This is a genomic window from Paenibacillus sp. V4I3 (genome assembly GCF_030817215.1).
Taxonomy (GTDB): Bacteria; Bacillota; Bacilli; order Paenibacillales; family NBRC-103111; genus Paenibacillus_E.
The window spans coordinates 5,351,543-5,377,357 of the sequence record NZ_JAUSZA010000001.1 but is presented as its reverse complement, the minus strand read 5'-3'; the positions used below and the strand labels follow the sequence as shown (position 1 = coordinate 5,377,357).

23 protein-coding genes and 1 pseudogene are annotated in these 25,815 nt (G+C 42.5%); all 24 read left to right on the top strand.

Features of this window, described 5'->3' with window-relative positions; all coding sequences use genetic code 11:
• Positions 1–22: 22 nt before the first annotated feature.
• The 24 genes and pseudogenes from dapG (at position 23) to QFZ77_RS24760 (ending at position 25,613) form a co-directional block, all read left to right on the top strand.
• Positions 23–1,240: an aspartate kinase gene (gene dapG / locus QFZ77_RS24875; protein WP_307443449.1), complete on the top strand. Its 1,218-nt coding sequence runs from the start codon at positions 23–25 to the stop codon at positions 1,238–1,240.
• A gap of 27 nt (positions 1,241–1,267) precedes the next feature.
• Positions 1,268–2,131, top strand: coding sequence for a 4-hydroxy-tetrahydrodipicolinate synthase (dapA, locus tag QFZ77_RS24870; protein WP_307443447.1), 864 nt, complete (start codon positions 1,268–1,270; stop codon positions 2,129–2,131).
• A gap of 170 nt (positions 2,132–2,301) precedes the next feature.
• Positions 2,302–3,978, top strand: coding sequence for a ribonuclease J (locus tag QFZ77_RS24865; RefSeq protein WP_307443445.1), 1,677 nt, complete (start codon positions 2,302–2,304; stop codon positions 3,976–3,978).
• Positions 3,979–4,196: 218 nt separating this feature from the next.
• Positions 4,197–4,931 (top strand): ClpP family protease, encoded by a 735-nt coding sequence (locus tag QFZ77_RS24860; protein ID WP_307443444.1) that lies wholly within the window; start codon positions 4,197–4,199, stop codon positions 4,929–4,931.
• Positions 4,928–5,167 carry a YlzJ-like family protein gene (locus QFZ77_RS24855; RefSeq protein ID WP_171688227.1) on the top strand — a complete coding sequence of 80 codons (240 nt, stop codon included), beginning with the start codon at positions 4,928–4,930 and terminating at the stop codon, positions 5,165–5,167. The genes QFZ77_RS24860 and QFZ77_RS24855 overlap by 4 nt, the downstream gene beginning before the upstream one ends.
• Positions 5,168–5,231: 64 nt before the next feature.
• Positions 5,232–7,781: a DNA translocase FtsK gene (locus QFZ77_RS24850; protein ID WP_307443443.1), complete on the top strand. Its 2,550-nt coding sequence runs from the start codon at positions 5,232–5,234 to the stop codon at positions 7,779–7,781.
• A 124-nt stretch (positions 7,782–7,905) separates the two neighbouring features.
• Positions 7,906–8,685 carry a spore cortex-lytic enzyme gene (sleB, locus tag QFZ77_RS24845; RefSeq protein ID WP_307443442.1) on the top strand — a complete coding sequence of 260 codons (780 nt, stop codon included), beginning with the start codon at positions 7,906–7,908 and terminating at the stop codon, positions 8,683–8,685.
• Between the two features lie 101 nt (positions 8,686–8,786).
• On the top strand, positions 8,787–10,067 hold the full coding sequence (gene yfmF, locus QFZ77_RS24840) for an EF-P 5-aminopentanol modification-associated protein YfmF (protein WP_307443441.1): 1,281 nt from the start codon (positions 8,787–8,789) through the stop codon (positions 10,065–10,067).
• Between the two features lie 3 nt (positions 10,068–10,070).
• Positions 10,071–11,360 (top strand): EF-P 5-aminopentanol modification-associated protein YfmH, encoded by a 1,290-nt coding sequence (gene yfmH, locus QFZ77_RS24835; protein WP_307443440.1) that lies wholly within the window; start codon positions 10,071–10,073, stop codon positions 11,358–11,360.
• Positions 11,357–12,113, top strand: a pseudogene (gene ymfI / locus QFZ77_RS24830) (elongation factor P 5-aminopentanone reductase). Before yfmH ends, ymfI begins: the two are co-directional and overlap by 4 nt.
• Positions 12,114–12,209: 96 nt before the next feature.
• Entirely contained in the window at positions 12,210–12,461 is a 252-nt protein-coding gene (locus QFZ77_RS24825; RefSeq protein WP_307443438.1) for a DUF3243 domain-containing protein, read from the top strand.
• Between the two features lie 93 nt (positions 12,462–12,554).
• A complete protein-coding gene (locus QFZ77_RS24820) occupies positions 12,555–13,406 on the top strand; it encodes a hypothetical protein (protein WP_307443437.1) in 852 nt (283 codons plus the stop codon).
• 128 nt (positions 13,407–13,534) lie between these two features.
• Positions 13,535–14,278, top strand: coding sequence for a DUF3388 domain-containing protein (locus QFZ77_RS24815; RefSeq protein WP_373291262.1), 744 nt, complete (start codon positions 13,535–13,537; stop codon positions 14,276–14,278).
• A gap of 48 nt (positions 14,279–14,326) precedes the next feature.
• Positions 14,327–15,208, top strand: a complete 882-nt coding sequence (locus tag QFZ77_RS24810; RefSeq protein ID WP_307443435.1) for a helix-turn-helix domain-containing protein — start codon at positions 14,327–14,329, stop codon at positions 15,206–15,208.
• A 142-nt stretch (positions 15,209–15,350) separates the two neighbouring features.
• The gene (locus QFZ77_RS24805; RefSeq protein ID WP_047672977.1) at positions 15,351–15,842 is read left to right on the top strand and encodes a YajQ family cyclic di-GMP-binding protein; all 492 of its coding nucleotides are present in this window, start codon (positions 15,351–15,353) and stop codon (positions 15,840–15,842) included.
• 128 nt (positions 15,843–15,970) lie between these two features.
• The gene (gene rimO, locus QFZ77_RS24800) at positions 15,971–17,299 is read left to right on the top strand and encodes a 30S ribosomal protein S12 methylthiotransferase RimO (RefSeq protein ID WP_307443432.1); all 1,329 of its coding nucleotides are present in this window, start codon (positions 15,971–15,973) and stop codon (positions 17,297–17,299) included.
• Positions 17,296–17,883 carry a CDP-diacylglycerol--glycerol-3-phosphate 3-phosphatidyltransferase gene (pgsA, locus tag QFZ77_RS24795; protein WP_171648926.1) on the top strand — a complete coding sequence of 196 codons (588 nt, stop codon included), beginning with the start codon at positions 17,296–17,298 and terminating at the stop codon, positions 17,881–17,883. Before rimO ends, pgsA begins: the two co-directional genes overlap by 4 nt.
• Positions 17,884–18,097: 214 nt before the next feature.
• Positions 18,098–19,348, top strand: a complete 1,251-nt coding sequence (locus QFZ77_RS24790) for a competence/damage-inducible protein A (RefSeq protein ID WP_307443430.1) — start codon at positions 18,098–18,100, stop codon at positions 19,346–19,348.
• Between the two features lie 175 nt (positions 19,349–19,523).
• Complete coding sequence (gene recA / locus QFZ77_RS24785) at positions 19,524–20,567, top strand: recombinase RecA (RefSeq protein WP_047672987.1); 1,044 nt, start codon at positions 19,524–19,526, stop codon at positions 20,565–20,567.
• A gap of 76 nt (positions 20,568–20,643) precedes the next feature.
• Complete coding sequence (locus QFZ77_RS24780; RefSeq protein ID WP_307443428.1) at positions 20,644–21,333, top strand: regulatory protein RecX; 690 nt, start codon at positions 20,644–20,646, stop codon at positions 21,331–21,333.
• A 385-nt stretch (positions 21,334–21,718) separates the two neighbouring features.
• The gene (rny, locus tag QFZ77_RS24775) at positions 21,719–23,260 is read left to right on the top strand and encodes a ribonuclease Y (RefSeq protein ID WP_307443427.1); all 1,542 of its coding nucleotides are present in this window, start codon (positions 21,719–21,721) and stop codon (positions 23,258–23,260) included.
• Positions 23,261–23,376: 116 nt separating this feature from the next.
• On the top strand, positions 23,377–24,171 hold the full coding sequence (locus QFZ77_RS24770) for a TIGR00282 family metallophosphoesterase (RefSeq protein ID WP_029195281.1): 795 nt from the start codon (positions 23,377–23,379) through the stop codon (positions 24,169–24,171).
• Between the two features lie 115 nt (positions 24,172–24,286).
• The gene (locus tag QFZ77_RS24765; protein ID WP_028558349.1) at positions 24,287–24,547 is read left to right on the top strand and encodes a stage V sporulation protein S; all 261 of its coding nucleotides are present in this window, start codon (positions 24,287–24,289) and stop codon (positions 24,545–24,547) included.
• 124 nt (positions 24,548–24,671) lie between these two features.
• Positions 24,672–25,613, top strand: a complete 942-nt coding sequence (locus QFZ77_RS24760; RefSeq protein ID WP_307443422.1) for a dipeptidase — start codon at positions 24,672–24,674, stop codon at positions 25,611–25,613.
• Positions 25,614–25,815: the final 202 nt, after the last annotated feature.

Genomic DNA, 25,815 nt, shown 5'->3' with positions numbered 1-25,815 from the left:
GCAGTGAATATGGGGGAAACTCATGCGAATCCTTGTACAAAAATTTGGAGGCACTTCGCTTTCCACCGCTAATGCCAGAGAACACGTTATTGGACACATTCAAGACGCACTTATCAATCATTATAAATTAGTTGTTGTTGTATCCGCGATGGGAAGAAAAGGAGAACCCTATGCGACTGACACGCTCTTAGACCTCGTTCGAAAAAACGGGGAGGGGCTGCCAGCGCGGGAACTCGATATGCTAATGGGCTGCGGAGAGTTAATTTCTGCGGTACATTTGTGTAGCTTATTACAAGCAACAGGTATTAACTCTACGGTTTTGACAGGTGGGCAAGCTGGTATTCTTACGAATGATGTTCACGGTAATGCCCAGATAATAGCTATGCAGCCCAACCGGATCCTTGAATTGTTGGAGCAAGATAGGGTAGTCATTGTTACCGGATTTCAAGGTAAAACAAGTCAAGACGAACTGACAACATTAGGTCGCGGGGGTAGTGATACATCGGCTACTGCTCTTGGTGCTGCTCTTAAAGCTGAAATTGTAGATATTTTCACAGATGTGAACGGGATATTGACAGCGGATCCACGGATCGTTGAGGATGCTAAACCGCTAGTTCGCGTAAGTTTCGCTGAAATCTGCAATATGGCACATAATGGTGCTAAGGTTATACATCCACGCGCGGTAGAAGTTGCCATGCAGGCTAATATTCCGATTCGTGTGCGATCTACGTTTTCCAAAGAAGAAGGAACGTTGGTTACAGCTTCAGACAGTATCCCTACGGATATTAGTCAAGTGAAGGATCGATTCGTTACGGGAATTGCCCATTTTACGAACATTACTCAAATTCATGTTGCTGCGGTTGAAGGTCAATTCGATCTTCAGCTTCGTGTATTTAAAACGATGGCACTGCATCAGATTAGTGTTGATTTTATAAATGTCAATCCATCGGGTGTCGTTTATACGGTGTTCGATCATGAAGCAGAACGCGCTCTCAAACTGCTCAGAGGTCAAGGTTATGATCCTAAGGCTGTGAGTGGATGTGCGAAAGTTTCTGTGATCGGCGGCGGTATGAACGGAGTGCCAGGAATTATGGCGCATATTGTTGAGGCATTAACGGTAGAGGACATACGTATCCTTCAATCAGCCGATTCAAATACAACGATTTGGGTGCTTGTCCATGGTGTTGATATGATTAAATCTGTTAGGGCACTACATCATAAGTTCAATTTGTATAAGTGAAAATGTGAGATTGAGGAGGTATAACTTTTGGATTTTGGAAGAGTAATTACAGCTATGGTCACTCCGTTTGATGAGAACTTACAAGTGAACTGGGAGCAAGTGGAACCATTAATTAACTATTTGATCGAAGAGCAGCAGTCCGATAGCCTTGTTATTTGTGGCACGACTGGTGAGGCACCAACATTAACAGATGATGAGAAGCTGAAGCTTATCGAACTATCTGTTCGTTATGCTGGGGGGCGCTGCAAGATCATTGCAGGTACAGGAAGTAATGACACTGCACACACCATTCATTTTTCCCAAAAAGTTGAAAAACTTGGAGTCGATGCGTTACTGATCGTAGCTCCTTATTATAACCGCCCTTCCCAAGAAGGGTTGTACCAGCATTTTAAAGCAGTAGCTGAGTCTGTTCAGGTATCGATTATGCTTTATAATGTACCGGGACGCACAGGTGTGAATTTGGATGCGGAGACAACTATTCGTCTATCCCAAATTTCGAATATCGTGGCTACCAAAGATTGCGCTAACACGGATCAATTGACACGTATACTTAATGATGCAGCCCCTAATTTCCATGTGTACAGTGGGGATGACAGCAGTGCGCTGCCTGCTCTAGCGGTTGGATGTCAGGGAATTATTAGTGTTGCTAGTCATGTGATTGGAAAAGAAATGCAATCTATGATAAAGTATTATTTAGAAGGTAACACTCAGCAAGCGGCAGAACTTCATCGTAAGCTTCATCCTGTTTTTACTGGCATTTTCCGTGTACCGAGTCCTGCTCCAATTAAGCATGCTCTAGCATTGAAAGGCATTCAAACTGGAGGCGTAAGACTTCCGTTAGTTCGTGTATCCGAGCAAGAAGGACAATTCATCCAATCACTTTTTGTATGATAACGCCTAATGAATCGGTGCTTCCGGCATCGGTTTTCTTTTTTTGGGGAATCTAAAGTAATAGGTATTAACTTGTATTTGTTGTTTTTTTTCATGTATAATGGTTGCAAGTGACTAGTTCGGTTTTTTCATTTAAAATTCGTCGTCCAATCTTAGAAGGAGGTATATTCTTGTCCAAAAAAAATATTGATAAACTTTTGATCTTCGCTCTTGGCGGCGTGGGCGAAATCGGAAAAAATATGTATTGCGTTCAGTATGCGAACGATATCATCGTCATTGATAGTGGTTTGAAATTTCCAGAGGAGGACATGCTTGGAATCGACATCGTCATTCCAGATATTGGATACCTAACGGAGAATCGGGATAAAGTACGCGGCATTATCATCACACACGGCCACGAAGATCATATTGGCGGCTTACCTTATGTGCTTAAGCATCTTAACGTTCCACTTTATGCTACTAAGCTTACAATGGGACTTATCGAAGCAAAGCTGAAGGAAGCAAATTTACTTGGTACTACGAACCGGATCCTCATTAATTCGGAATCCGTTCTATCCTTAGGCGTTCTTACAGCAACATTCTTCAAAACCAATCATAGTATTCCTGATTCTGTGGGTGTCGCTTTAGATACACCAGAAGGTGTTGTTGTTCATACAGGAGACTTTAAGTTCGATCAAACTCCTGTAAATGATCAATATGCGGATTTGCATCGTATGGCAGAGATTGGGAAGAAAGGCGTACTTGCCTTGCTTTCCGACAGCACAAATGCAGAACGTCCTGGTTACACAGGTTCTGAGCGCAGTGTTGGGGTTGAGATTGAAGAAGTGTTCCGTAAAGCTAAGCAAAGAGTTGTTATTGCGACATTTGCATCCAACATTCACCGTGTTCAACAGGTGTTTGATGCAGCCGCAGCAACAAATCGCAAAGTAACAGTAATCGGTCGCAGTATGGTTAACGTGGTTTCGATCGCTAGCGAGTTAGGGTACTTGCACATTCCGGATGGCATGTTAATTGAGCCAGAGGAAGTTAACAAACTTGCCGCTGATCGCGTTGTCATTCTTTCCACAGGAAGCCAGGGAGAGCCAATGTCGGCTCTTACAAGAATGGCACGTTCAACCCATCGTAAAATCGATATTTTACCAGGTGATACTGTCATTATTGCGGCAACTCCAATTCCGGGGAATGAGCGTTATGTAGGCCGTACCGTAGATGAGTTATTCCGTATTGGTGCTAATGTGATTTACGGTCCAGGTTCTGTTACTGGCGTACACGTATCAGGTCACGGTAGCCAAGAAGAATTGAAGTTAATGCTCAATCTTATGAAGCCTAAGTACTTTATTCCGATTCATGGCGAATATCGCATGCTGCGTCAACATGCCATCCTAGCCGAGTCTGTCGGCATTCCTAAAGAAGATATATTTATGTGCGATATCGGTGACACGGTAGAAATTCAAAATGGTGTTGCTCGCAAAGGATCTAAAGTTCAAAGCGGCAACATTCTTATTGATGGACTGGGTGTTGGAGATGTAGGCAACATCGTGTTGCGTGACCGTAAATTACTGTCTCAGGACGGTATCCTTGTGGTCGTAGTTACACTCAGCAAACAAGATGGCAAAATTTTATCTGGACCAGATATTATTTCTCGCGGATTCGTATATGTACGTGAATCTGAGGGTCTCTTGGAAGAAGCTAATCGTATCGTAACGAATACATTAACGAAATTAATGAATGAAAATGTAAATGAGTGGGCATCTTTAAAAACAAACGTGAAAGATGTTCTCGGACGCTTTTTATATGAACAAACCAGAAGAAGACCGATGATCCTTCCTATAATCATGGAAGTCTAGGCTCGAACAAGTCACTTGAACCTATGCAATAGTAAAGCTCTCTCCATCACTGGAGGGAGCTTTTTTTCTTGTAGTTAGTGGGGGCTAATGCATGAAAGTACGCAAATTTATTCATACTATGGGAGATTATGAACAGTACATGCAAAGTTTGCTAGCACAATGCTGTTTAAGCTTACAAAGCTGTTTTCGCAAAAATAAAACTCGAAGGGGGATTTTCAGTGGCAGCACCCACAGGACCGAAACAACAAGAACCGGAAACGGAAGAAGGTAAGAAAAACGCAGTCCTCGAAAACATTCAACAGTTAGGTCAAACTAATACGCTTTCTGGCGAATCTAATATTTTCTGTCTCACCATTATTGGGCAAGTGGAAGGACATATCGTTCTCCCTCCCCAGAATAAAACGACCAAATATGAGCACCTAATTCCTCAATTAGTCGCCGCAGAGCAGAATCCTAAGATTGAAGGCGTTATGATTATTTTAAATACGGTAGGGGGAGATGTAGAAGCAGGGCTAGCCATTGCAGAGATGGTCGCAACACTATCGAAGCCTTCCATTGCTTTGGTATTAGGTGGCGGGCACAGTATAGGTGTACCCATAGCAGTTTCAGCGGACTACTCGATTATTGCCGAAACGGCAACGATGACGATTCACCCCATTCGTTTAAATGGTTTAATTATTGGAGTCCCACAAACATTTGAATATTTGGATAAAATGCAGGAACGTGTTGTGCGGTTTGTTACGAAGCACTCTAATGTAACGGAAGAAAAGTTTAAAGAGTTAATGTTTAAGACCGGTGAGTTAACAAGGGATATTGGGACAACAGTCATTGGTATAGACGCTGTTAAATATGGCCTGATAGATCAAGTGGGTGGTATCGGAGATGCAATCCGAGAGCTTAATCAGCGTATAGAGATCAAGAAAGCAGCAGCGAACGGAGGCATCGTACAATGATACATTACTCCGTTATTCCCATGGATGTGATTTTTGAAGGAATGGAGACTTATGAACCCAAATTTATCGAGATCGATCAGGGTGGAGTCAAAATGCAAATTGAACCGATTAGTGGCTTTCAGGCACGTATTGTCAGGCTGTTTAGCTGTAATCCGCAGGATTATTTAAACAATCAATATGCCCCTGGAACTATTATTTCATATAGTCCTGTAGTTGAGGCAACTTTAACTTTCTAGTGTGCTCTTCCTGTATCATCCCCCAAGTCAAATATGGTATAATGTGGACTTGGGGGTGGCAAGCGTGGCGAAACGCAAGAAAAAAGGTAAGGCTCTAAAAACAAGCTTGTTATTCGAGTTATATGGTATTCTCATTCTAATCTTCTCCGTCATTGCGCTTGCTCATCAAGGGCATGTCGGGAATTCGTTGATTTACCTTTTTCGATTTTTTGTGGGAACGTGGTATTCACTTATACCGCTGATTTTCATATATGTGGCCTTATATGCGATGATTAAGAGAGCATGGCCACAGATGGTTACGCCCAAGAAAGCAGGCATACTGCTTTTCATTCTTGGACTACTAATAAAAAATCATATTGATTTGTTTGCTCAATTATATCCTGATGGCGGTTTCACGTCTGGTAAAGTCATCGGATCAACATGGAATGCTATGTTAGATGGGCTGCATCCAACAGAAGCAGGCAAAGCGGCACTCGAACATGGTATTGGCGGCGGAATGATTGGCGCTATGCTATATAGTGTCCTTTACTTTCTGTTCGATTATTTGGGCGCAAGATTAATCCAATATGCCCTGTTTGTCATGGGTTTTATTCTGGCAACAGGCATTTCTTACGTAGACATTGGTAATATCGTGAAGGGTCGTTTCAGTAATGTAGGCCAAAATTTTAAGGATAGAATGAAAGAGTGGCTGCAGGATCGCGAAACACGTCAGCCCCAAACAGTCTCTGCAGGTGCTAGTGCACCTAAGGCGAAGAAATCCTCATATGTTCCTGTTGATGATGAATTCGATGAGGAGGTTTTTCAGCCTGTTAAACGGGCGAAGAAGACACCTCTTTTTATGGAGCTGCTTCGTCCTAATAAGGAAAATCGGAAAAAGGCGGAAGTCGAGAATAATTCAAATGCAGATGATTTAAATGATTTAGGTGCAGCAGATGAAACCGAGCAAGTTCTTTATAAGTCAAGCGCGAAGCAAGCTGCTGAATCAGATTCACCATCCACAGATCAACCAATCACACCTATTATTCGTGATTTTCAGGAGCAAGTTTTTCAAGAAGCTCAGCAGGCTGTCAAACATCCTGCAGCTTCCTCTACAGCGCCGGTCTCTAAAGTTCAGGGAGCAGGGGCTGTTGACACGGATGAGGAACCAGTTACGCTAGAATTTGAAGAGAATGTGCCGATTGTGCAAACACGGCCATATGAGATGCCTTCCCTTGAATTATTAGCTAAGCCTGCTGTTGGCAAAGGCAGTGAGATGGCCGACTATAAAGCGAATGCAAGGAAGCTCGAAGCCACCTTGGAGAGCTTTGGGGTTCGCGCCAAGGTGCTGGAGGTCGTCAGAGGCCCTGCCGTGACACGCTATGAGATACAGCCCGACGTGGGTGTGAAGGTCAGCCGAATCGTCTCCTTGACCGATGATATCGCGTTGGCGCTTGCCGCCAAGGATATTCGGATGGAAGCGCCGATTCCTGGTAAAGCTGCGATCGGCATAGAGGTGCCGAATCTGGAGGTTTCAATCGTGACCATGCGTGAAGTCATGGAAACATCCGCTTTTCAAGAATCCAGCTCGCGGCTATCCGTTGTACTTGGGCGTGATATTTCTGGACAACCAATCGTCGGAAATTTGGCGAGAATGCCTCACCTACTTGTAGCTGGAGCCACCGGTTCAGGAAAATCCGTGTGTATTAATGGGATTATTACGAGCATTTTGTATAAAGCAAAGCCTAATGAAGTGAAGTTTCTTATGATCGATCCGAAGATGGTTGAATTGAATGTCTACAATGGGATCCCACATCTACTGGCACCAGTTGTAACTGATCCTCGACGAGCTTCGTTAGCACTAAAGAAGGTCGTCGTTGAGATGGAAAAGCGTTATGAACTATTCTCGAAAAGCGGAACGCGAAATATTGAGGGCTACAATGCCATGTTGACAGAAAGCGGTACAGCAGTCCCTCTGCCATATTACGTAGTTATTGTGGACGAGTTAGCCGATTTAATGATGGTTGCTGCTAATGATGTGGAAGATTCTATCACACGCCTTGCTCAAATGGCCCGCGCAGCAGGTATTCATTTAATTATTGCTACACAACGACCATCCGTTGATGTTATTACGGGCGTGATTAAAGCCAATATTCCATCTCGTATTGCGTTTGGTGTTTCGTCTCAAGTGGACTCAAGGACCATTTTGGACATGGTCGGAGCCGAGAAGCTGTTAGGTCGAGGCGATATGCTTTATTTGCCAGTAGGCGCGTCCAAGCCTGTTCGTATTCAGGGTGCCTTTTTATCTGACCAAGAGGTTGAACATGTGGTTGGCTTTGTACGCACGCAGGAGCAGGCGAATTACCAAGAAGAAATGGTCCCGCATGTGGAAGAAATGCCGGAACAGCAAAATGAATTTGAAGACGAGCTGTACGACCAGGCTGTTCAAATTGTATTGGAAGCCAAGCAAGCCTCTGTTTCCCTGCTGCAACGACGTATGAGAGTCGGTTATACACGTGCGGCAAGGCTGGTTGACTCTATGGAAGCCAAAGGGGTCGTCGGTCCGTACGAAGGCAGTAAGCCTCGAGAGGTGCTGATGTCGATTGAACAATACCATCATAATCGGATCAGTTCCTAGTTAAAATAGACGATTGGACAAGCACTCTCCTTAGGAGAGTGTTTTTTTTTGCATAAACAGAGAGCCCCTTTCTCATAATAAGCAAGAAAAGGCTGTAATTTGAAAAGTGAGGTTGAGAAGGGGAATGAATAAACGATTAATTGTACTTACATTTTGTATTGTTTTCGTACTAGTTGTCGCTTTTCAGTTGAAGGGAAAGTTCAATCCACCTGCAGAAGAAACGTTTAGTAAAAATGAAGTGCGTTATGGAGCCACAGGAGCAGACGTTAACGAGCTGCAAGGCAGATTGAAGTTCATTGGCTTCTATAACGGCAGTATAGACGGAGATTATGGGTATAAGACTTTAACGGCAGTGAAGCGATTCCAAGGTGAGTTTGGGATGAAAGTAGATGGCGTTGTAGGTCCCAAGACCAAGCTTAAACTGTGGGAAGCTACGAAGAATTGGAAGCCTACTGCACCATCTGCAGGAAGACAGAGCGGTGCAGGCAAAGAAACGGCTACTTCAAATCAAAAGCCGGCCAATTTGCTGCCTTCTAATAACCTGGGCTTATCTGAGCAGGATATTAATCTGATGGCGAATGCTGTGCACGGTGAGGCTCGGGGAGAACCTTATATTGGTCAAGTAGCCGTAGCAGCAGTTATTTTGAATCGTGTGAAGTCAGCAAGTTTTCCTAATACGGTTTCTGGTGTTATCTTTCAGCCTGGTGCTTTCACAGCCGTAGCAGATGGCCAAATTTGGCTAACACCAAACGAATCGACGAAAAAGGCCGTAAAAGATGCGCTGAATGGATGGGATCCTACGGGCGGTTGTATCTATTATTTCAACCCGGTAACGGCGACATCCAAATGGATTTGGAGTAGGCCGCAAGTCAAAAATATTGGGAAGCATATTTTCTGTAAATAATTTAGACATGGACAAGGAGAAGGAACCAGCTTTGGTTGCTTCTCCTCTTCGTATAGGAATATAATGGATTTATATCACGGACAAAGAAGGGAGACCGACCTTTGAAGCATATCCAATTTGAGCGCACTACATGGAATCATATACGTTTACATGTGCTGCCGACAGATCGGTTTAAAACGTTTGCCATTTCAGTGTACATAGGCCGTCCTCTAGAGGAGGAAACGGTCACGAGTACCGCATTAACACCATTTGTACTGCGTAGAGGTACGGAATTGCGCCCAGAAACGAAGCAATTTCGAGAATATTTAGATGATTTATATGGTGCAGGATTCGGTTTTGATATTTACAAACGGGGCGATTATCAGATTGTTCAGTTACGCATGGATATCATCAATGACCGATTCGTGAAATCGGCACAATCTTTATTAAAACAGGGACTTGAATTCGTTGGAGAAACTTTGACAAAACCAGCGCTTGAAGAAGGACATTTTCGTAATAAATATGTCGATGCTGAGAAGCAGACTCTCCAGAAGCGCATAGAATCAGTCATTAACGATAAAATTCGTTATGCGGCTGAACGCTGTATCGAAGAAATGTGCAGTGATGATCCTTACCGGCTTCACCCTTTAGGTAAAATAGATGATTTGGACCCTATCAATGCCGAGCGACTATACGAACAATATAAACACTGGCTTCAATCGGCACCTATCGATATTTATGTCGTTGGAAATACGACGCTTTCTGAAGTAGAGGGTATTGTAAAGCAGGCATTCTCCATTGAACGTAAGGAGGATGTCGGATATGTAACATCTGCCCCGCGGGGAGCTTCAGGTGATGTGAAGACAATCGTTGAACGTCTAGATGTTAATCAAGGGAAATTGAACATGGGACTGCGTACAAATATTTCGTATCGAGATGAGCAGTACCCAGTAGCTCTTATGTATAACGGCGTTCTCGGAGGGTACCCACATTCCAAATTGTTTACGAATGTTCGTGAGAAAGCGAGTCTGGCCTATTATGCCTCTTCTCGGTTTGATGGTCACAAAGGTATTCTGACGATTCAATCGGGGATTGAAATGGCGAATTATGAGAAAGCGGTTGATATCATTCGAAAGCAGCTGACTGCCATGGAGCAAGGGGAGATTAGTGATATTGAATGGAATCAAACCCGAGCCATGATTGCCAATCAACTGCGCGAAATTCAGGATTCCGCATTTGAATTAATTTCATTTGACTTTAATGCTATTTTATCTGGAAAAGAACGTACGGTTTCAGGCTTGATTGAATCTGTGGAGCAGGTAGATATTACGGCTATTGCAGAAGCTGCTAAGCGTGTTCAACTGGATACGATATACTTTTTGCGGGACCAGAAGGGAGAGTAGAAGATGCAGGTTATTCCTTATCCACACCTGGGTGAAACCATTTATCACGAGAAGCTTGATAATGGGCTACATGTGTTTGTTCTACCCAAAGACGGTTTCCAGAAAACCTATGCGACGTTCACGACGCAATTCGGATCTGTTGACAACTTTTTTCAAGTTGAAGGGAAAGAGGCAGTCCAAGTTCCGGATGGCATTGCTCATTTTCTTGAGCACAAAATGTTTGAGGAGCCAGAAGGTGATATTTTCGCTACTTTCGCTTCAAACGGCGCTTCGGCTAACGCTTTTACAAGCTTTGATCGGACAGCGTACTTATTTTCATCCACGGATCACTATTTAACAAATTTAACGACATTAATTAATTTTGTGCAAAATCCTTATTTTACAGATGAAAATGTAGAAAAGGAAAAAGGCATTATTGGTCAAGAGATCAAAATGTACGAAGATAATGCGGATTGGAGAAGCTATTATGGATTAATTGAATCCTTATATGCTAAGCATCCCATCCATATTGATATTGCTGGTACAGTAGAGTCTATTGCCGAAATCACAAAAGAAACCTTGTATGAGTGCTACAACACATTTTATCATCCTAGCAATATGAGTCTGTTTGTGGTTGGAGGCGTAGACCCAGAAGAGGTAATGTCGTTAGTTAAAGGGAACCAAGCTGCCAAAACTTTTCCACCTCAAGGTGATATCCAACGATTTTTCCCAGAAGAGCCCCTAGAAGTGAAGGAAGCGCGCAGAGTAACATTACTACCTGTTTCATTGCCAAAATGTTTAATCGGATTCAAGGAGCCTGCGCCTTCTGTAAGTGGGAAAGACTTGTTAGTTAGAGAATTGACGACGAAATTAATGTTAGATGTTTTGTTCAGTTCAAGCTCTGATATTTATCAGGCACTATATGATGAGCAATTGATTTCCGATAATTTTGGTCATGAATATAATTGCAGTGAGGGTTATGCTTTCTCCATTCTTGGCGGAGATACCAAAGATCCGGACCAACTTGTAGTGCGCATTCGCGAAGAGGTTGAGAAACGTAAGGATTCTGGACTCGATGAAGTCACTTTTGAACGGAGTCGTAAGAAAAAAATTGGTAATTTCCTTCGGATGATGAACTCACCGGAATCCATAGCGAATGAATTCACTAAATACCGTTTCAAAGATATTGATTTATTCGATATACTGCCTGTTTACGAGCAGATTACACTTGAAGACGTGAACCGTCGGTTCCGCGAGCATTTTGATTGGAGCAGACTTGCTATTTCGATTGTGCAAAGTCGTAAGCCGTCGTGACGTTCCCTAAGCCATTCAGTGAACAAACAGTTCTTATAACAGGAGCTAGCCGGGGAATTGGTGCAGCCATTGCTGAGCGTTTTGCCGCGGTAGGCATGAATGTTGTTATTCATTACCGTGAGTCGCATGAAGCTGCTAATGAAGTGGCCAGATCCTGCATGAAGCATGGCGCCAAGGTGTTAACCGTATCCGCGGATGTAAAATCTCGTGAGCAAATCAACAAGATGCAGGAGAAGCTGGAACAAAGAGACATGGTCCCTGATATTATCGTGAACAATGCGGGGATTTCTCACTTTGGTATGCTTTCTGATGTAAGCGAAGAAGATTGGGACCTGGTGATGAATGTAAATCTTAAAGGAGCCTTTCTTTGTACACAAACTTTCATGACGGCAATGGTCAAACAAAAGTACGGCCGCATTATTAATGTATCCTCCATATGGGGCATCTCAGGTGCCTCCTGTGAGGTTGTATACTCAACAGCCAAAGGTGGGTTGAACGCCTTTACGAAGGCGTTAGCGAAGGAGCTCGGCTCCTTCTGGTGTGACTGTGAATGCCGTAGCGCCCGGTGCGGTACATACCGAAATGATGGCAGGATTTCAGCCTGAGGAGCGGGAAGCGATCGCCAACGAAATTCCGGCAGGCCGTTTTGCTTTGCCTGTTGAAGTTGCTTCACTTGTATACTTTCTAGCACTGCCTGAATCCGGTTATATTACGGGTCAAATCATAAGTCCAAATGGTGGTTGGTTAACCTGAGTACAGTGTAGGAAGCCTCGCGCATAATTTTAAGCAGGGAAGCGAATATTACGTATGTAATGACCATTTCTCATAACTCAAAGGAGGCTTCTTACAATGGCTACTGTACTTAAAGTATTTGATAAGTGGAAAGAGTTTTTGGCTGAACGTGTGAGTCAGGCTGGACATGCGGGGATGAGTGAGGAAACCATTTCTAAGCTCGCTTTTCAAATCGGTGAATTTCTGTCAAATAAAGTGGATCCCGAAAATGAACAAGAGCGAGTGCTCAAAGAGCTGTGGGATGCAGGGGATGAGCAAGAAAAGCTTACAATTGCCCGCCTCATGGTAAAATTAGTAGACAAAGGTTAATAACCGTTTTACAATTCAATAGGGTACTATGTGAAAGCCTCCTCTTTCGGAGGCTTTTGCACGCTTTATAAGGAAGAAAGGAATTGTAACTTCATGGCAATCAAACGTTTTATGCTTACTTTATTGCTCTTATCTTTTATCTTAGCAGGGTGTGGAAATCGTGGAATTCCAGTCATTAAGCAGGAATTGTTGGATAATAAATTATCTGTGCTAATGCTGACAGGAGCTAGTATATCTGCGTCTTCTAAGCAGTCGGTAGGAAATGCGCTTCAGCAGTGGAGAGATACGAATTTTATAACCTTTGATTGGATCAAGGATTTGAATCAACTGGATGAAAGCGTAATAGCAAAGTTGAAAGCAAGTAAATATGATTACATATATGTCATTGGTAATGAACTGTTTCCTTCTGCTAATGGGGTGATTGGGCAAGGACTTTCGATGGGTAAATGGACCTTATTACAAAGTCAGCTTGATGCCAAAGGAATCACTAGTCAGGTAAATGAGCAAGCTTCGTTCTTACAAATTGATTCACTTCAGATTGAGACCTTGAAAAATAAATGGATCCAAGACCTGTTAGCACAAAACGTTGTCGTGGAGTGGGTGACTCGAAGTGATCGTCCCATTCCTTCTGCTTGGGCACCTTCGGAGGAAGCGGATCATATTGTTTTGCTCGATAATAATGAACAGTGGTTTCAGCAGCTATCATTCCAAACAAGACAGCATCACTCCAACACGATTATTTTCTATACACCAGTTGATGAGGCACAAGTACAGAAAGCTAAGTCTATTGGAGTATCGGTTGTGGATATCTCAGGAGCTATATCGGCTGAACTTAACTGGGCCCAAATTTTGGAAAATCGTCTCGCTATGATGAAAACCAGTTCATGGAAAAAGGGTGGTACGATTTACAACGAACAAGAGCTTAAAGAACTAAAAATGAAATAAATTTGTGGATTTTTGCGCGATAAAAGAAGGACATTGACGGAAATTGTAGAAATTACTTCAATAGGTATCGACTTGTTCGTTACAGATATTGCGATGAGGTGGAAAGATTGGACGTTAAAGAATGGTATATGGAGTACAAAATTCACAAAAATCGTCCCGGCTTATTAGGGGATATTGCTTCCTTGATGGGGATGCTGGATATTAATATTGTGACTATTAATGGGGTAGAAGATCGTACACGCGGTATGCTTCTACAAACCAATGATGAAGAAAAAATTGACTTAATGGGTAAAATGTTAAGAAAAGTAGATAATATTACTATTACTGCTCTTAGACCCCCAAAGCTTGTTGATATTTTGGCTGTCCGTCATGGTCGGTATATTGAGCGTGATTCGGATGATCGCAAAACATTCCGTTTTACTCGTGATGAATTGGGGCTATTAGTTGACTTCCTTGGTGAGATTTTCAAGCGAGAAGGGAACCAAGTTGTAGGCCTTCGGGGAATGCCGCGAGTTGGTAAAACGGAGTCGATTATTGCAGGAAGTGTATGCGCAAACAAACGTTGGACTTTCGTTTCCTCTACGTTACTCAGACAAACCGTACGCAGTCAACTGTCGGAAGATGAAATGACTCCAAATAATGTATATATTATTGATGGTATCGTTTCCACTATACGTTCAAATGAGAAGCATTACAGCCTTTTACAGGACATTATGGGTATGCCTTCTACCAAGGTTATCGAGCATCCGGATATATTTATTCGGGAGTCGGAATACACTTATAATCACTTCGATTATATTATTGAGTTGCGAAATAGCCCAGATGAAGAAATCAATTATGATTCATTTACGTATACGTCCGAACCTTTTTGATGTCTGTATCGTCATTAAATAAAGAAGATCCCGCGGGGAGGTGACCATATGTCTGATCTAGGACACATTTTACGCAAAACACGACAGGAAAAAAAGATCTCGCTTGATGATCTTCAAGAAGTTACGAAAATTCGTAAACGCTACTTGGAAGCGATTGAAGAAGGAAACTACAAGGTTTTGCCTGGCAGCTTCTATGTACGTGCCTTTATTAAGAGCTACGCAGAAGCGGTGGGACTTGATCCTGCTGAAGTTCTGGGCATGTACCAAACGACGAATCCCTCCCCAGCTGTAGAGAAACCAGTTGTAGAAACGATTCGTAATAATAGAACTAGTGTGCGTAATACCGAGAAATTGAGCCGCTGGGCTTCAGGTACGATGTTTGTCTGTTTCATTCTCCTTATATTCGGTATCGTATACTACTATACATATAAGAATTATAAGGGAACGCCAGCGGATGAAAATCCTTCTCAAACGCAATCTCCGAGAATCACGGATTCTACGAATCCAGCGACTGGCACTGCTCCAAGTACGACAATGAATGCGTCCGGTGACGGTAAAGTGGCGCCTCTTTCAACTCCTACTCCAACGCCGGTACCGACACCAACGCCATCTGTTCAAGTTAAGTTTAGCAGTAGCGAGAAAGGTGTAGATAATTATACGATAACCGGTACTTCCAATCTGAATATTCAGATGAAAATAACAGGCTCGTGTTGGATTCGTGTGGACTCTCTTACAGAGGCAGGCGGTAAAGAAATGCTTAGACAGAAACTTTACAAAGCCGGTGACACGGACTCTTTTGATTTAACTGGTTCTGCGTATTTAAATGTAGGTGCAGCTAGTGCTTTGGAGCTTAATGTGAATGGTACGATCGTTCCTGTCGGGGATACACCAAACCCCAAGAGAGTACAGCTCAATTTGCAGAAAAACTAGCATTTTGACGTTTCCTGCGCTTTCCCGGGTAATGAATAATACCAAGAGATATCCTAGGCCGAGAGGGCTTGGGATGTTTCTTTTTTTACGGCTTCTTGCTATAATGCTATTGTAATTTGATGGAAAGGATGTTTTGTCTAAGATGAGTTCAGAATGTTCATTTGATATCGTATCCAAGGTGGATATGCAGGAACTAAACAACGCCATACAGCAGGCGGAAAAAGAGATCCTTACCCGCTTTGACTTTAAAGGTAGTAAAAGCAGCATTAAATTGGATAAGGACCAGCTTGTTGTCACTTCCGATGATGAGTTTAAGCTTCAGAATGTCCTTGATATTATGCATGCCAAAATGACGAAGCGCGGTATCTCGATTAAGAATCTCGAGTACAGTAAAGTAGAACCAGCGGCTGGTTCTACCGTAAGGCAGAAAATTAGCATGAAACAAGGTGTCGATCAGGAGAACTCGAAAAAAATTAACATTCTAATTCGTGACTCTAAGCTTAAAGTTAAGACGCAAATCCAAGGGGATCAAATCCGGGTAACCGGGAAGAGTCGTGATGACTTACAAGCCGTTATTGCGTTGCTGCGTAAGGCGGAAATTCCTCTTGATTTACAATTTGTAAACTTGAAATAAGCATACATACGATGTTCTTTGGAAAGTCACCCCCTACATGTAGGGGGTTTTTACATTTTGACACCCTATAGGGCTTGTATTATACTGGTAGGGAGTGTTTTTTAGGACTATTGGAGGTTGTTTCTTTCATGACAGAAAAGGTTAAAGTAGTTACTCTCGGTTGCGAAAAGAATTTGGTCGATTCCGAGATTATGTCAGGATTAATTCATGGCCGTGGTTTTCAGCTTGTTGAGAACAAGGAAGATGCCACTGTCATTATCGTGAACACTTGCGGGTTCATTGATGCAGCAAAAGAAGAATCCGTTAATACAATTTTGGATATGGCAGAACTAAAGCAAACAGCGAATCTCAAAGCGCTTATCGTATCAGGGTGTTTGACTCAACGCTACAAAAAGCAGTTGATGGAAGAAATGCCTGAGATTGATGGCATCGTGGGTACCGGAGATTTCGATAAAATCAACCATATCGTAGATGAAGCACTTCGCGGAAAGAAACCGGTTCTTGTTGGGAATCCGGTGTTTAATTATGATGCGGACCTGCCAAGGCTTATGACTACTCCTCGATATACAGCCTATGTGAAAATTGCAGAAGGCTGCGATAATGCATGTACATTCTGTAGTATTCCAATTATGCGAGGCAATTTCAAAAGCAGAAGTATGGAGTCCATTGTTGCTGAAGTAGCTAATCTTGCTGCACAAGGCGTTAAAGAGATTAGTTTAATCGCGCAGGATTCCACGAATTATGGAACGGATCTATACGATGGTTTCATGCTACCTACTTTACTAAATAAAGTTAGTGAAGTGGAAGGTATCGAGTGGGTGCGACTTCACTATGCTTATCCTGGATTCTTTAGCGATGAATTGATTGCTGTCATGGCATCTAATCCGAAGGTATGTAAGTATATCGATATGCCACTTCAGCACAGCGAAGATTCTATCCTCAAACGGATGCGTAGACCTGGCCGCCAGAAGGATACGCGTGAACTGGTTCGTAAAATTCGTGAAGCGATTCCGGATGTAGCCCTACGCACATCACTCATTGTAGGTTTCCCAGGCGAAACCGAACAAGATTTTGAAAACTTGAAACAATTTGTTCGCGACATCCAGTTTGACCGTCTCGGTGTTTTTGCCTATTCCAAGGAAGATGATACGCCAGCAGCACGTTTGTCGGACCAAGTTCCTGATGATGTAAAAGAGTACCGCGCGAACGCGATTATGGAAATTCAACGTGAAATCTCGAATCTGCGTGGCGGACGCCGCATCGGGCAGGAAATTGACGTACTTATCGAAAGATACGATGGCAGAAGTGATGTATATATTGGACGTTCCCAATTTGATGCTCCTGAGATTGATGGAGAAGTATTCGTATCGAATGCGAAGCTTAACATTGGTGAACTAGCTAAAGTTCGTATTACCCACTCTTATGAGTTTGACTTATCCGGGGAGGTAATTGCATGAACCTGGCCAACCGCATCACCGTGGCGAGGATTTTATTAGTACCTATCATCATGTTTTTTCTGTTGATTAAGGTGAAATTCCCTCATATACGGATAGAGGAATTTAGCATAACGTATAATCAAATTATTGCTGCTTTAATTTTCATTATTGCAGCGAGTACAGACAGTTTAGATGGTTACATTGCCAGAAAACGTAATCTTGTAACTAATTTGGGCAAGCTGCTTGATCCTTTAGCGGATAAGCTGCTTGTTACGGCTGTGCTCGTGTCATTAGTGGAAATGGATAAAGTAGATGCTTGGATTGTCATCGTCATTATCAGTAGGGAATGGGCTGTTACAGGACTTCGCCAAATTGCTCTATTGGAAGGCACCGTGATGGCGGCTAGCAAATGGGGAAAAGCGAAGACGGCAGCTCAGATTACAGCCATCATTGCACTACTTATTAATAATTTTCCTTTTACGTTTATGCACTTCCCTTTTGATGTTATAGCTAGTTGGGCAGCAGCAATTATTACCGTGTATTCTGGTGTAGAGTACTTTGTAAAGAATAAGCATGTCATAGATTTTTCAGAAAAGGCACAATAGGACAACCTATTGTGTTTTTTCTACCACATAAGAATTGGCGGATAGGGGTCTTTGGTCGTAGACCAAAGTCTCTCCGCATCAGGGCTCTTTGGTCGTAGACCAAAGTCTCTCCGCATCAGGGATCTTTGGTTGGAGACCAAAGATCCCTATAGGAGGTCGCTCATTTTTGAATGACCTCGATAGAGGTTTTCTCATTTTAAGGAGGTAATTCGGAATGAAAGCAGAAATTATCGCTGTTGGAACGGAACTTTTACTCGGCCAAATTGTAAATACAAATGCTCAATTTCTCTCCAGAGAATGTGCTGCTCTTGGCGTTGACATGTATTTCCAAACGGTCGTTGGCGATAATGAACAGAGATTGTTAGAAAGCTTCAAATTAGCCGCTTCAAGGGCTGATGTCGTTATTTGTACAGGAGGTCTTGGACCTACGCAGGATGATTTGACGAAAGATGTGCTTGCTGCGTTTGTAGGCCGTGAATTGATTATGCATGAGCCCTCTATGAAAACAATTACGGATATGTTCCAGTCGCGCGGAATTCATATGGTGGAAAGTAACAGACGACAAGCGATGATGATTGAGGGAAGTGATCCTTTACATAACGAAACAGGGCTTGCTGTTGGTGTTGCATTTACATACGAAGGGACACATTTCATTCTTCTGCCAGGTCCGCCCAAAGAAATGAAGCCGATGTTCACCAAGTATGCGGCTCCTTGGCTGCGCGCAAGGATGACGGGTGAGATTCCGCTTTATTCCAAAATGCTTAAATTTGCCGGCATCGGTGAATCTAACTTGGAACATCAATTAATTGATCTAATCCAAGCTCAAACGGACCCGACGATCGCTCCATATGCCAAAGAAAGCGAAGTGACGATTCGCTTAACAACACGTGCACAGACAGCTTCAGAAGGTGAACGGAATCTTCAAGCGACCGAACTAGAGATTAGAACGCGATTAGGAGAGCATCTCTATGCCGACCAAGATGTTACCATCGAAACGATTGTGCTGCAATTGCTTGGCGAGAAGAATCAGACACTTGCTGTAGCTGAAAGCTGCACGGGCGGCTTGCTCAGTGATTTGATTACTGCGGTGCCAGGGAGTTCCCAATCATTTCTTGGAGGAGTTATTTGTTATTCTAATGCCTTAAAGCATAAGCTCCTCGGTGTTCCAATAGAAGTTTTGGAAGGGGAGGGTGCACCTGGTGCTGTTAGCAGCGAGACAGCGGCCCTTTTAGCGGAGCAATTGATTACTGTGACCGGAAGTGACTTTGGTCTATCAGTCACGGGTGTAGCCGGTCCAAGTCCGTCTGAAGGCAAGCCAGTTGGACTTGTTTATATAGGTTTTGCTCAAAAAGACGTAGCAACAAGGGTTATTACTCTGCTGCTATCTGGTAATCGGGAGTCCATCAAGCATAGAGCAGCCAAAAGCGCACTCTATCATTTATGGAAACAGTTGAAAGATAGCTAGAGTTGGCATATAATGAGACTAAGTGTTAACGGAAGAACCGTAGCAAAGCGATAACTTTGTTGCGGTTTTTTGTTTGTTCGCTAAAAAGTCGAATGTATGTTCGAAAAAATGCTTGGCAAACACCTGAAAACAAGTTATCATATACCTATAATGATAGAAGAAGGAAGTGAGTGTTTTGTCAGATCGTCGCGCAGCACTTGATAATGCTTTACGTCAAATTGAGAAACAGTTCGGAAAAGGCTCCATTATGAAACTTGGAGAATCTACACATATGCAAGTTGAAACGATTTCATCCGGATCTCTTGCACTTGATATCGCTCTTGGTATTGGTGGGTTTCCACGCGGAAGAATTATAGAAGTATACGGACCCGAGTCTTCCGGTAAAACAACGGTAGCTCTACATGCTATCGCAGAAGTACAGAAGAATGGTGGACAAGCAGCTTTTATCGATGCGGAGCACGCATTGGATCCTTCTTATGCAAGCAAGCTTGGTATTAATATAGATGAGCTTCTACTCTCTCAGCCAGATACCGGTGAACAAGCACTTGAGATCGCTGAAGCACTAGTTCGAAGTGGTGCTGTAGATATTATTGTTATTGACTCTGTAGCGGCATTAGTGCCTAAAGCAGAGATTGAAGGCGATATGGGTGATTCTCACGTGGGTCTGCAGGCTCGCTTGATGTCCCAAGCACTTCGTAAGCTGTCTGGTGCGATCAACAAGTCCAAAGTTATCGCGATTTTCATTAACCAATTACGTGAAAAAGTCGGCGTTATGTTTGGTAACCCAGAGACAACTCCTGGTGGCCGTGCACTGAAGTTCTACTCATCCGTTCGACTAGATGTTCGCCGTGTGGAAACAATCAAACAGGGTAATGATATGGTTGGTAACCGCACAAGAATTAAAGTCGTTAAGAATAAAGTAGCACCGCCGTTCAAGCAAGCGGAAGTTGATATTATGTACGGTGAAGGAATTTCACGCGAAGGCAGTATTATTGATATCGGAACAGAGATGGATATCGTTAATAAAAGCGGAGCTTGGTATTCGTATGAAGGTGAGCGTCTTGGTCAAGGCCGTGAGAATTCGAAGCAATTTTTGAAAGATAACAAAAGTATTTCGGAAACGATTGAATTACGGATTCGAGAGAACAGTAATTTAATCAAAGCAGTTCCTCTTAATGTTGACGAGGAAGATGATGAATTAGAACCGGATTTCGAATAAGTTTAAATGATCATACATGAAAGCACCTTAAACCTTGTGTTAAGGTGCTTTTGTTCATTGAAGGAGTGGTTTAGTTTTGAATAGTGAAGAGCAACAAGTATTGATTATTACCAAGGTTGAGAAACAGAAGCGCGGTAAGCATAGATACAATATATTTCTAAATGAAGAGTATGCATTCTCTGTTCATGAAGACATTCTAATCAAGCATCGGTTAAATAAAGGGGAAACCATACATCTACAAGAAATCGAAAGTATAACGCTTGATGAGGAACAGAATATGGCTTATATAAAGGCAATAAGCATGATAGGCAGACGACCTCATTCATTAAGTGAAGTAAAACGTAAGCTGAAAGAGAAAGGATTCGAAGTGCCTATTATTGCATGGGCATGTGAGAAGCTAGTCCAGCAAAATTATATCAATGATGAGGAATTTGCGAAAATGTGGACAGATAATCGCATTATTTCACAGCGGAAAGGTCGTAATCTCATTCGACAGGAGCTCCAACAAAGAGGCATTGATAAAGAATTGGTCAAAAATGCTATGGAGACTATCAATCCCGAAGATGAGTATACGGGGGCAATGAAGTTGGGCCAAACGAAATGGAAGCAAACCTCAGGCAAGACGATGGATCGTAAAAGAAAGACGGGAGCTTTTCTAATGCGGAGAGGTTATACAGGCTCTATTGTTAACAAGGTTTTGGGGGTATTAAGCAGTGAATCGAGTGAAGAGGAATTTGAAATCTCAGATGACCCATTTGATTGTTAATGTCATTAACTATTACTTCAGTTAGTTAATGTCATTAAGTATTGTGCAGGTACTGGAAATACTTATTCCGTCATCTCAGGGACATTCGCTTGACAAGCTTCTTCGACAAAAGATAAAATAACAGTGTATATTTTCATAATGTATTCAAAATCATACTCAATTCATTGATTTTGAGGGGACAGATGTAGAAACCGCCAATTTTTACACTGTTGATTATGGATTATTAGCACTATAGTGCCTCTAACGCACGGTGCGCATTCATTTAAAAGCCATACTCTTAATAAGTAGGGTATGTATGACTAGTCAAACAATTAAAAATCGGATTAAAAAACCGAAGGGAATCCCAGGCTAACACCTTGGAGAAACCAACGAGGAGGTGAACAAGATGATGTCATTCATCTGGATCGCGATCATTCTCATTGTTGGAGCTGCATGCTTAGGGATTGGTTATTTTATCCGTAAATCTCTTGCAGAAGCGAAAATTTCCAGTGCTGAAACAGCCGCTGAACAGATTAGAGAATCTGCCAAGAAGGAAGCAGAAGCACTGAAAAAAGAAACGGTTCTGGAAGCAAAGGACGAAGTGCATAAACTAAGGTCCGAAGCTGAAAAAGACATTCGTGAACGTCGAAATGAAATTCAACGACAAGAAAGACGATTGTTGCAAAAAGAGGAATCGCTGGATAAAAAATTAGAATCTCTCGAGCGTAAAGAAGAGCAAGTTGCCAACAAAGAGAAGCGGATCGAGGATACACAATCACAAATTGATCAGCTTTATAAAAGTCAAGTTTCGGAGTTAGAGCGAATTTCTGGTCTTACAATGGATGAAGCTAAGAGTATCATTCTTACAAATGTAGAACAGGAAGTTCGTCACGAAACCGCACAGCTTATTAAAGAAATCGAACAGCAAGCCAAAGAAGAAGGCGATAAGAAAGCCCGTGAAATCATCACGCTCGCCATTCAACGTTGTGCTGCAGATCACGTTGCTGAAACAACCGTTTCAGTTGTATCACTGCCAAATGAAGAAATGAAAGGCCGAATCATCGGACGTGAAGGACGTAATATTCGCGCACTGGAAACATTGACGGGTATCGACCTTATTATTGATGATACGCCAGAAGCAGTTATTTTATCAGGATTTGATCCAATCCGACGCGAAATTGCTCGTACATCTTTAGAAAAGCTTGTTGCTGATGGACGTATTCATCCAGCACGCATTGAAGAGATGGTGGAGAAATCCCGTAAAGAAGTGGACGAACGTATCCGCGAATATGGGGAGCAAGCCACGTTTGAGGTTGGTGTACACGGATTGCATCCTGACTTGATCAAAATTTTGGGTCGCTTGAAATTCAGAACAAGTTACGGTCAAAACGTGTTGAAACATTCCATGGAAGTAGCTTATCTGGCTGGTCTGATGGCCGGGGAGCTCGGGGTAGACGTAACTTTGGCGAAACGTGCCGGGCTGCTTCATGACATCGGTAAGGCGCTAGACCACGAGGTTGAAGGATCTCATGTGGAAATCGGTGTTGAGATTGGTAAGAAGTACAAGGAGCATCCAGTCGTTATTAATAGTATTGCTTCGCATCACGGTGACGTGGAAGCAACCTCTGTTATTGCGATGTTAGTAGGAGCTGCAGATGCTTTATCCGCAGCAAGACCTGGAGCACGCAGAGAGACGCTCGAAACGTATATTAAACGTCTGGAGAAGCTTGAAGAAATTTCGGAATCCTTCGAAGGTGTTGAGAAATCATACGCCATTCAAGCAGGTCGCGAAGTACGCGTAATGGTTCAGCCGGAGAAAGTGGATGATACCGAAGCGTTCCGTCTAGCCCGCGATATTACGAAGAAAATCGAGAGTGAACTCGATTATCCAGGACATATTAAGGTTACGGTCATTCGTGAAACAAGGGCTGTTGAATACGCTAAATAAGATACCAATGCGAAAAGTGGCTAATATAGCCACTTTTCCTTATTTTCAGGCTGGTCATTGAATTCATCAATTGCTGGCCTTTGCATCTAGTGTTTATAAAGGAGCTATTATTTGTTATGAAAATTGTATTTATTGGAGATATTGTAGGATCTGTCGGAAGAAAAGCGTTAAAGAATATTATGCCTAGATTAAAACAAGCTCATCCTCACGCAGTGTTCATTGCTAATGGTGAGAATGCTGCAGCAGGGAAAGGTATTACAGCGGCTATTGCTAAGGAAATCTATGAGATGGGCATTCAAGCTCTGACGATGGGCAATCATACGTGGGACCAGAAAGAGATTTTTGATTTCATTGATCGTGACGAGAAGATGGTTCGACCTGCTAACTTTCCTCCTGGAACACCAGGTAGAGGACATACGGTCATTAAGGTCAAAGATCAGGAATTGCTGATCATTAATTTGCAGGGACGCACATTCTTACCGCCGATTGATTGCCCATTTCGTAAAGTGGACGAAATTCTTGAAGCGGATAAGAAAAAACATAAGTTTGTATTTGTTGATTTCCATGCGGAAGCAACCTCTGAGAAAATTGCGATGGGTTGGCATTTGGATGGAAAAGTGTCAGCAGTTGTCGGCACACATACACATGTACAAACGAATGATAACCGTGTATTGCCGCAAGGAACAGCTTATGTAACCGATGTAGGGATGGTAGGGCCACGTGATGGTATTCTTGGCGTTGAACGTAATGCTGTACTGCAAAAGTTCAAAACCCAGCTTCCAGTTCGATTTGTAACGGATGAAGGCAAATGGCATTTCCACGCTGTCGTGATTGAATTGAACGATCAGACAGGTTTGGCGAAAGGAATTAACCTTATCCGCTATGATGAAGATCAAGTTTTCATGGATTAGTAGATAATTCCCAATATTGTGAACATTTTAATTGGATACGATAGCATGTTTGTTAAACCTTGAGAATATGATGGGTAATGGAATCTATCCATCATTCCCGAGGAGGTTACTATTCATGGATGTATTAAAAGTTTCAGCAAAGTCCAATCCAAACTCCGTAGCAGGTGCATTGGCAGGTGTTTTGCGCGAGCGTGGGGCTGCTGAGCTCCAAGCAATAGGTGCAGGCGCCTTAAACCAAGCCATCAAAGCAGTAGCTATCGCAAGAGGATTTGTCGCGCCCAGTGGAGTTGACTTAATTTGTGTACCAGCCTTCACAGACATCGTGATTGACGGGGAAGATCGGACGGCCATTAAACTTATTGTAGAGCCAAGGTAATAAACTGTACCATACCAAATACCTAGCCTGTTTACCTAGTAGACAGGTTTTTCACAATTCCTATCAAACCTCTGCTTAGGGGTTTTTGTGTTGTCTGGAAAATGAGGTATAGGAGGCTGCTAGGATGAGAATAATGGATGGTCACTGCGATGCGCTTACGAAATTGTATATGAACCCCAAGCTGGATTTTGATAAAGAAGAACAGGAGTTGGATGTTAGTTATCCAAGGCTTAAGCAAGCGGGAGTAAAAGTTCAGTGTTTTGCCATCTACTTATCGGACTCCATTCAGCAGCCTACTTTTGATCATATTTTGCAAATGGTTGATTTATTTCATCGAAAAATTATTCGTCACCCAGGAATGAAATTTATTCAGAATGTAGAAGACTGGCGAGCTGTTGAAGCAGGGGAACAGATTGGAGCTATTCTCACTCTTGAAGGTTTAGATGCTTTAGCTGGTAACATGACGCATCTAAGGATTCTTCACCACCTAGGTGTTAGAAGTATTGGTTTGACTTGGAACTATGCAAATTGGGCTGCAGATGGTGTTATGGAGCCGCGTAAAAGTGGTTTTACAAGAAAAGGCAAGCTGATGTTAAAAGAATTAGAAACTATGGGTATAATAGCAGATGTATCACATTTATCCGTAGCGGCGTTCTGGGAATTGGTTGAGGTATATGCTAAACCATTCATAGCATCTCATTCGAACGCTCAAAAAGTTTGTCCTCATCCAAGAAATTTATCAGATGATCAAATCAAAGCTATCATTCAGTGTCAAGGATTGATCGGAATTACGTTTGTTCCTTACTTTGTAGATAGCACTAATTTAGCTGTTCCCATTACGGCACTGCTGAAGCATATTGATCATGTTTGTTCATTGGGTGGGGAAGGGCATATTGGCTTTGGATCGGATTTTGATGGGATTGAGCAATGGATGAAAGGTTTGAGACATGTCGGTCAATATGGAAATATAATAGAAGCCTTATGTAAAAACTATAAGGAAACACAAGTGGAGGCATTCCTGTATGGAAATTGGCGGAATTTCATGCTCACCAATCTTCCAAATTGAAAGTTGGGAATCATTCTAATATTGATATGGATTCGATCTAAAAACTCTATGTTTTAGAATCGTTTAACCCCTTGCAATTTGCTCTGTAAAGGCATAGAATTTGGATGACAAGTGAAAGAAAATTTTTATAGCATCATCATAAATTTCTACTAATTTAGCTTTTTAGGTCTTCATGCAGCTACAATCAAAAGGAGTGGACGTA

Bases quoted from the DNA above. Each gene is read 5' to 3' on its own strand.
- dapG (WP_307443449.1), top strand. From the start codon at position 23: ATGCGAATCCTTGTACAAAAATTTGGAGGCACTTCGCTTTCCACCGCT.
- QFZ77_RS24855 (WP_171688227.1), top strand. From the start codon at position 4,928: ATGATACATTACTCCGTTATTCCCATGGATGTGATTTTTGAAGGAATG.
- sleB (WP_307443442.1), top strand. From the start codon at position 7,906: ATGAATAAACGATTAATTGTACTTACATTTTGTATTGTTTTCGTACTA.
- yfmH (WP_307443440.1), top strand. From the start codon at position 10,071: ATGCAGGTTATTCCTTATCCACACCTGGGTGAAACCATTTATCACGAG.
- QFZ77_RS24825 (WP_307443438.1), top strand. From the start codon at position 12,210: ATGGCTACTGTACTTAAAGTATTTGATAAGTGGAAAGAGTTTTTGGCT.
- QFZ77_RS24820 (WP_307443437.1), top strand. From the start codon at position 12,555: ATGGCAATCAAACGTTTTATGCTTACTTTATTGCTCTTATCTTTTATC.
- QFZ77_RS24815 (WP_373291262.1), top strand. From the start codon at position 13,535: ATGGAGTACAAAATTCACAAAAATCGTCCCGGCTTATTAGGGGATATT.
- QFZ77_RS24810 (WP_307443435.1), top strand. From the start codon at position 14,327: ATGTCTGATCTAGGACACATTTTACGCAAAACACGACAGGAAAAAAAG.
- QFZ77_RS24805 (WP_047672977.1), top strand. From the start codon at position 15,351: ATGAGTTCAGAATGTTCATTTGATATCGTATCCAAGGTGGATATGCAG.
- rimO (WP_307443432.1), top strand. From the start codon at position 15,971: ATGACAGAAAAGGTTAAAGTAGTTACTCTCGGTTGCGAAAAGAATTTG.
- pgsA (WP_171648926.1), top strand. From the start codon at position 17,296: ATGAACCTGGCCAACCGCATCACCGTGGCGAGGATTTTATTAGTACCT.
- QFZ77_RS24790 (WP_307443430.1), top strand. From the start codon at position 18,098: ATGAAAGCAGAAATTATCGCTGTTGGAACGGAACTTTTACTCGGCCAA.
- rny (WP_307443427.1), top strand. From the start codon at position 21,719: ATGATGTCATTCATCTGGATCGCGATCATTCTCATTGTTGGAGCTGCA.
- QFZ77_RS24770 (WP_029195281.1), top strand. From the start codon at position 23,377: ATGAAAATTGTATTTATTGGAGATATTGTAGGATCTGTCGGAAGAAAA.
- QFZ77_RS24765 (WP_028558349.1), top strand. From the start codon at position 24,287: ATGGATGTATTAAAAGTTTCAGCAAAGTCCAATCCAAACTCCGTAGCA.
- QFZ77_RS24760 (WP_307443422.1), top strand. From the start codon at position 24,672: ATGAGAATAATGGATGGTCACTGCGATGCGCTTACGAAATTGTATATG.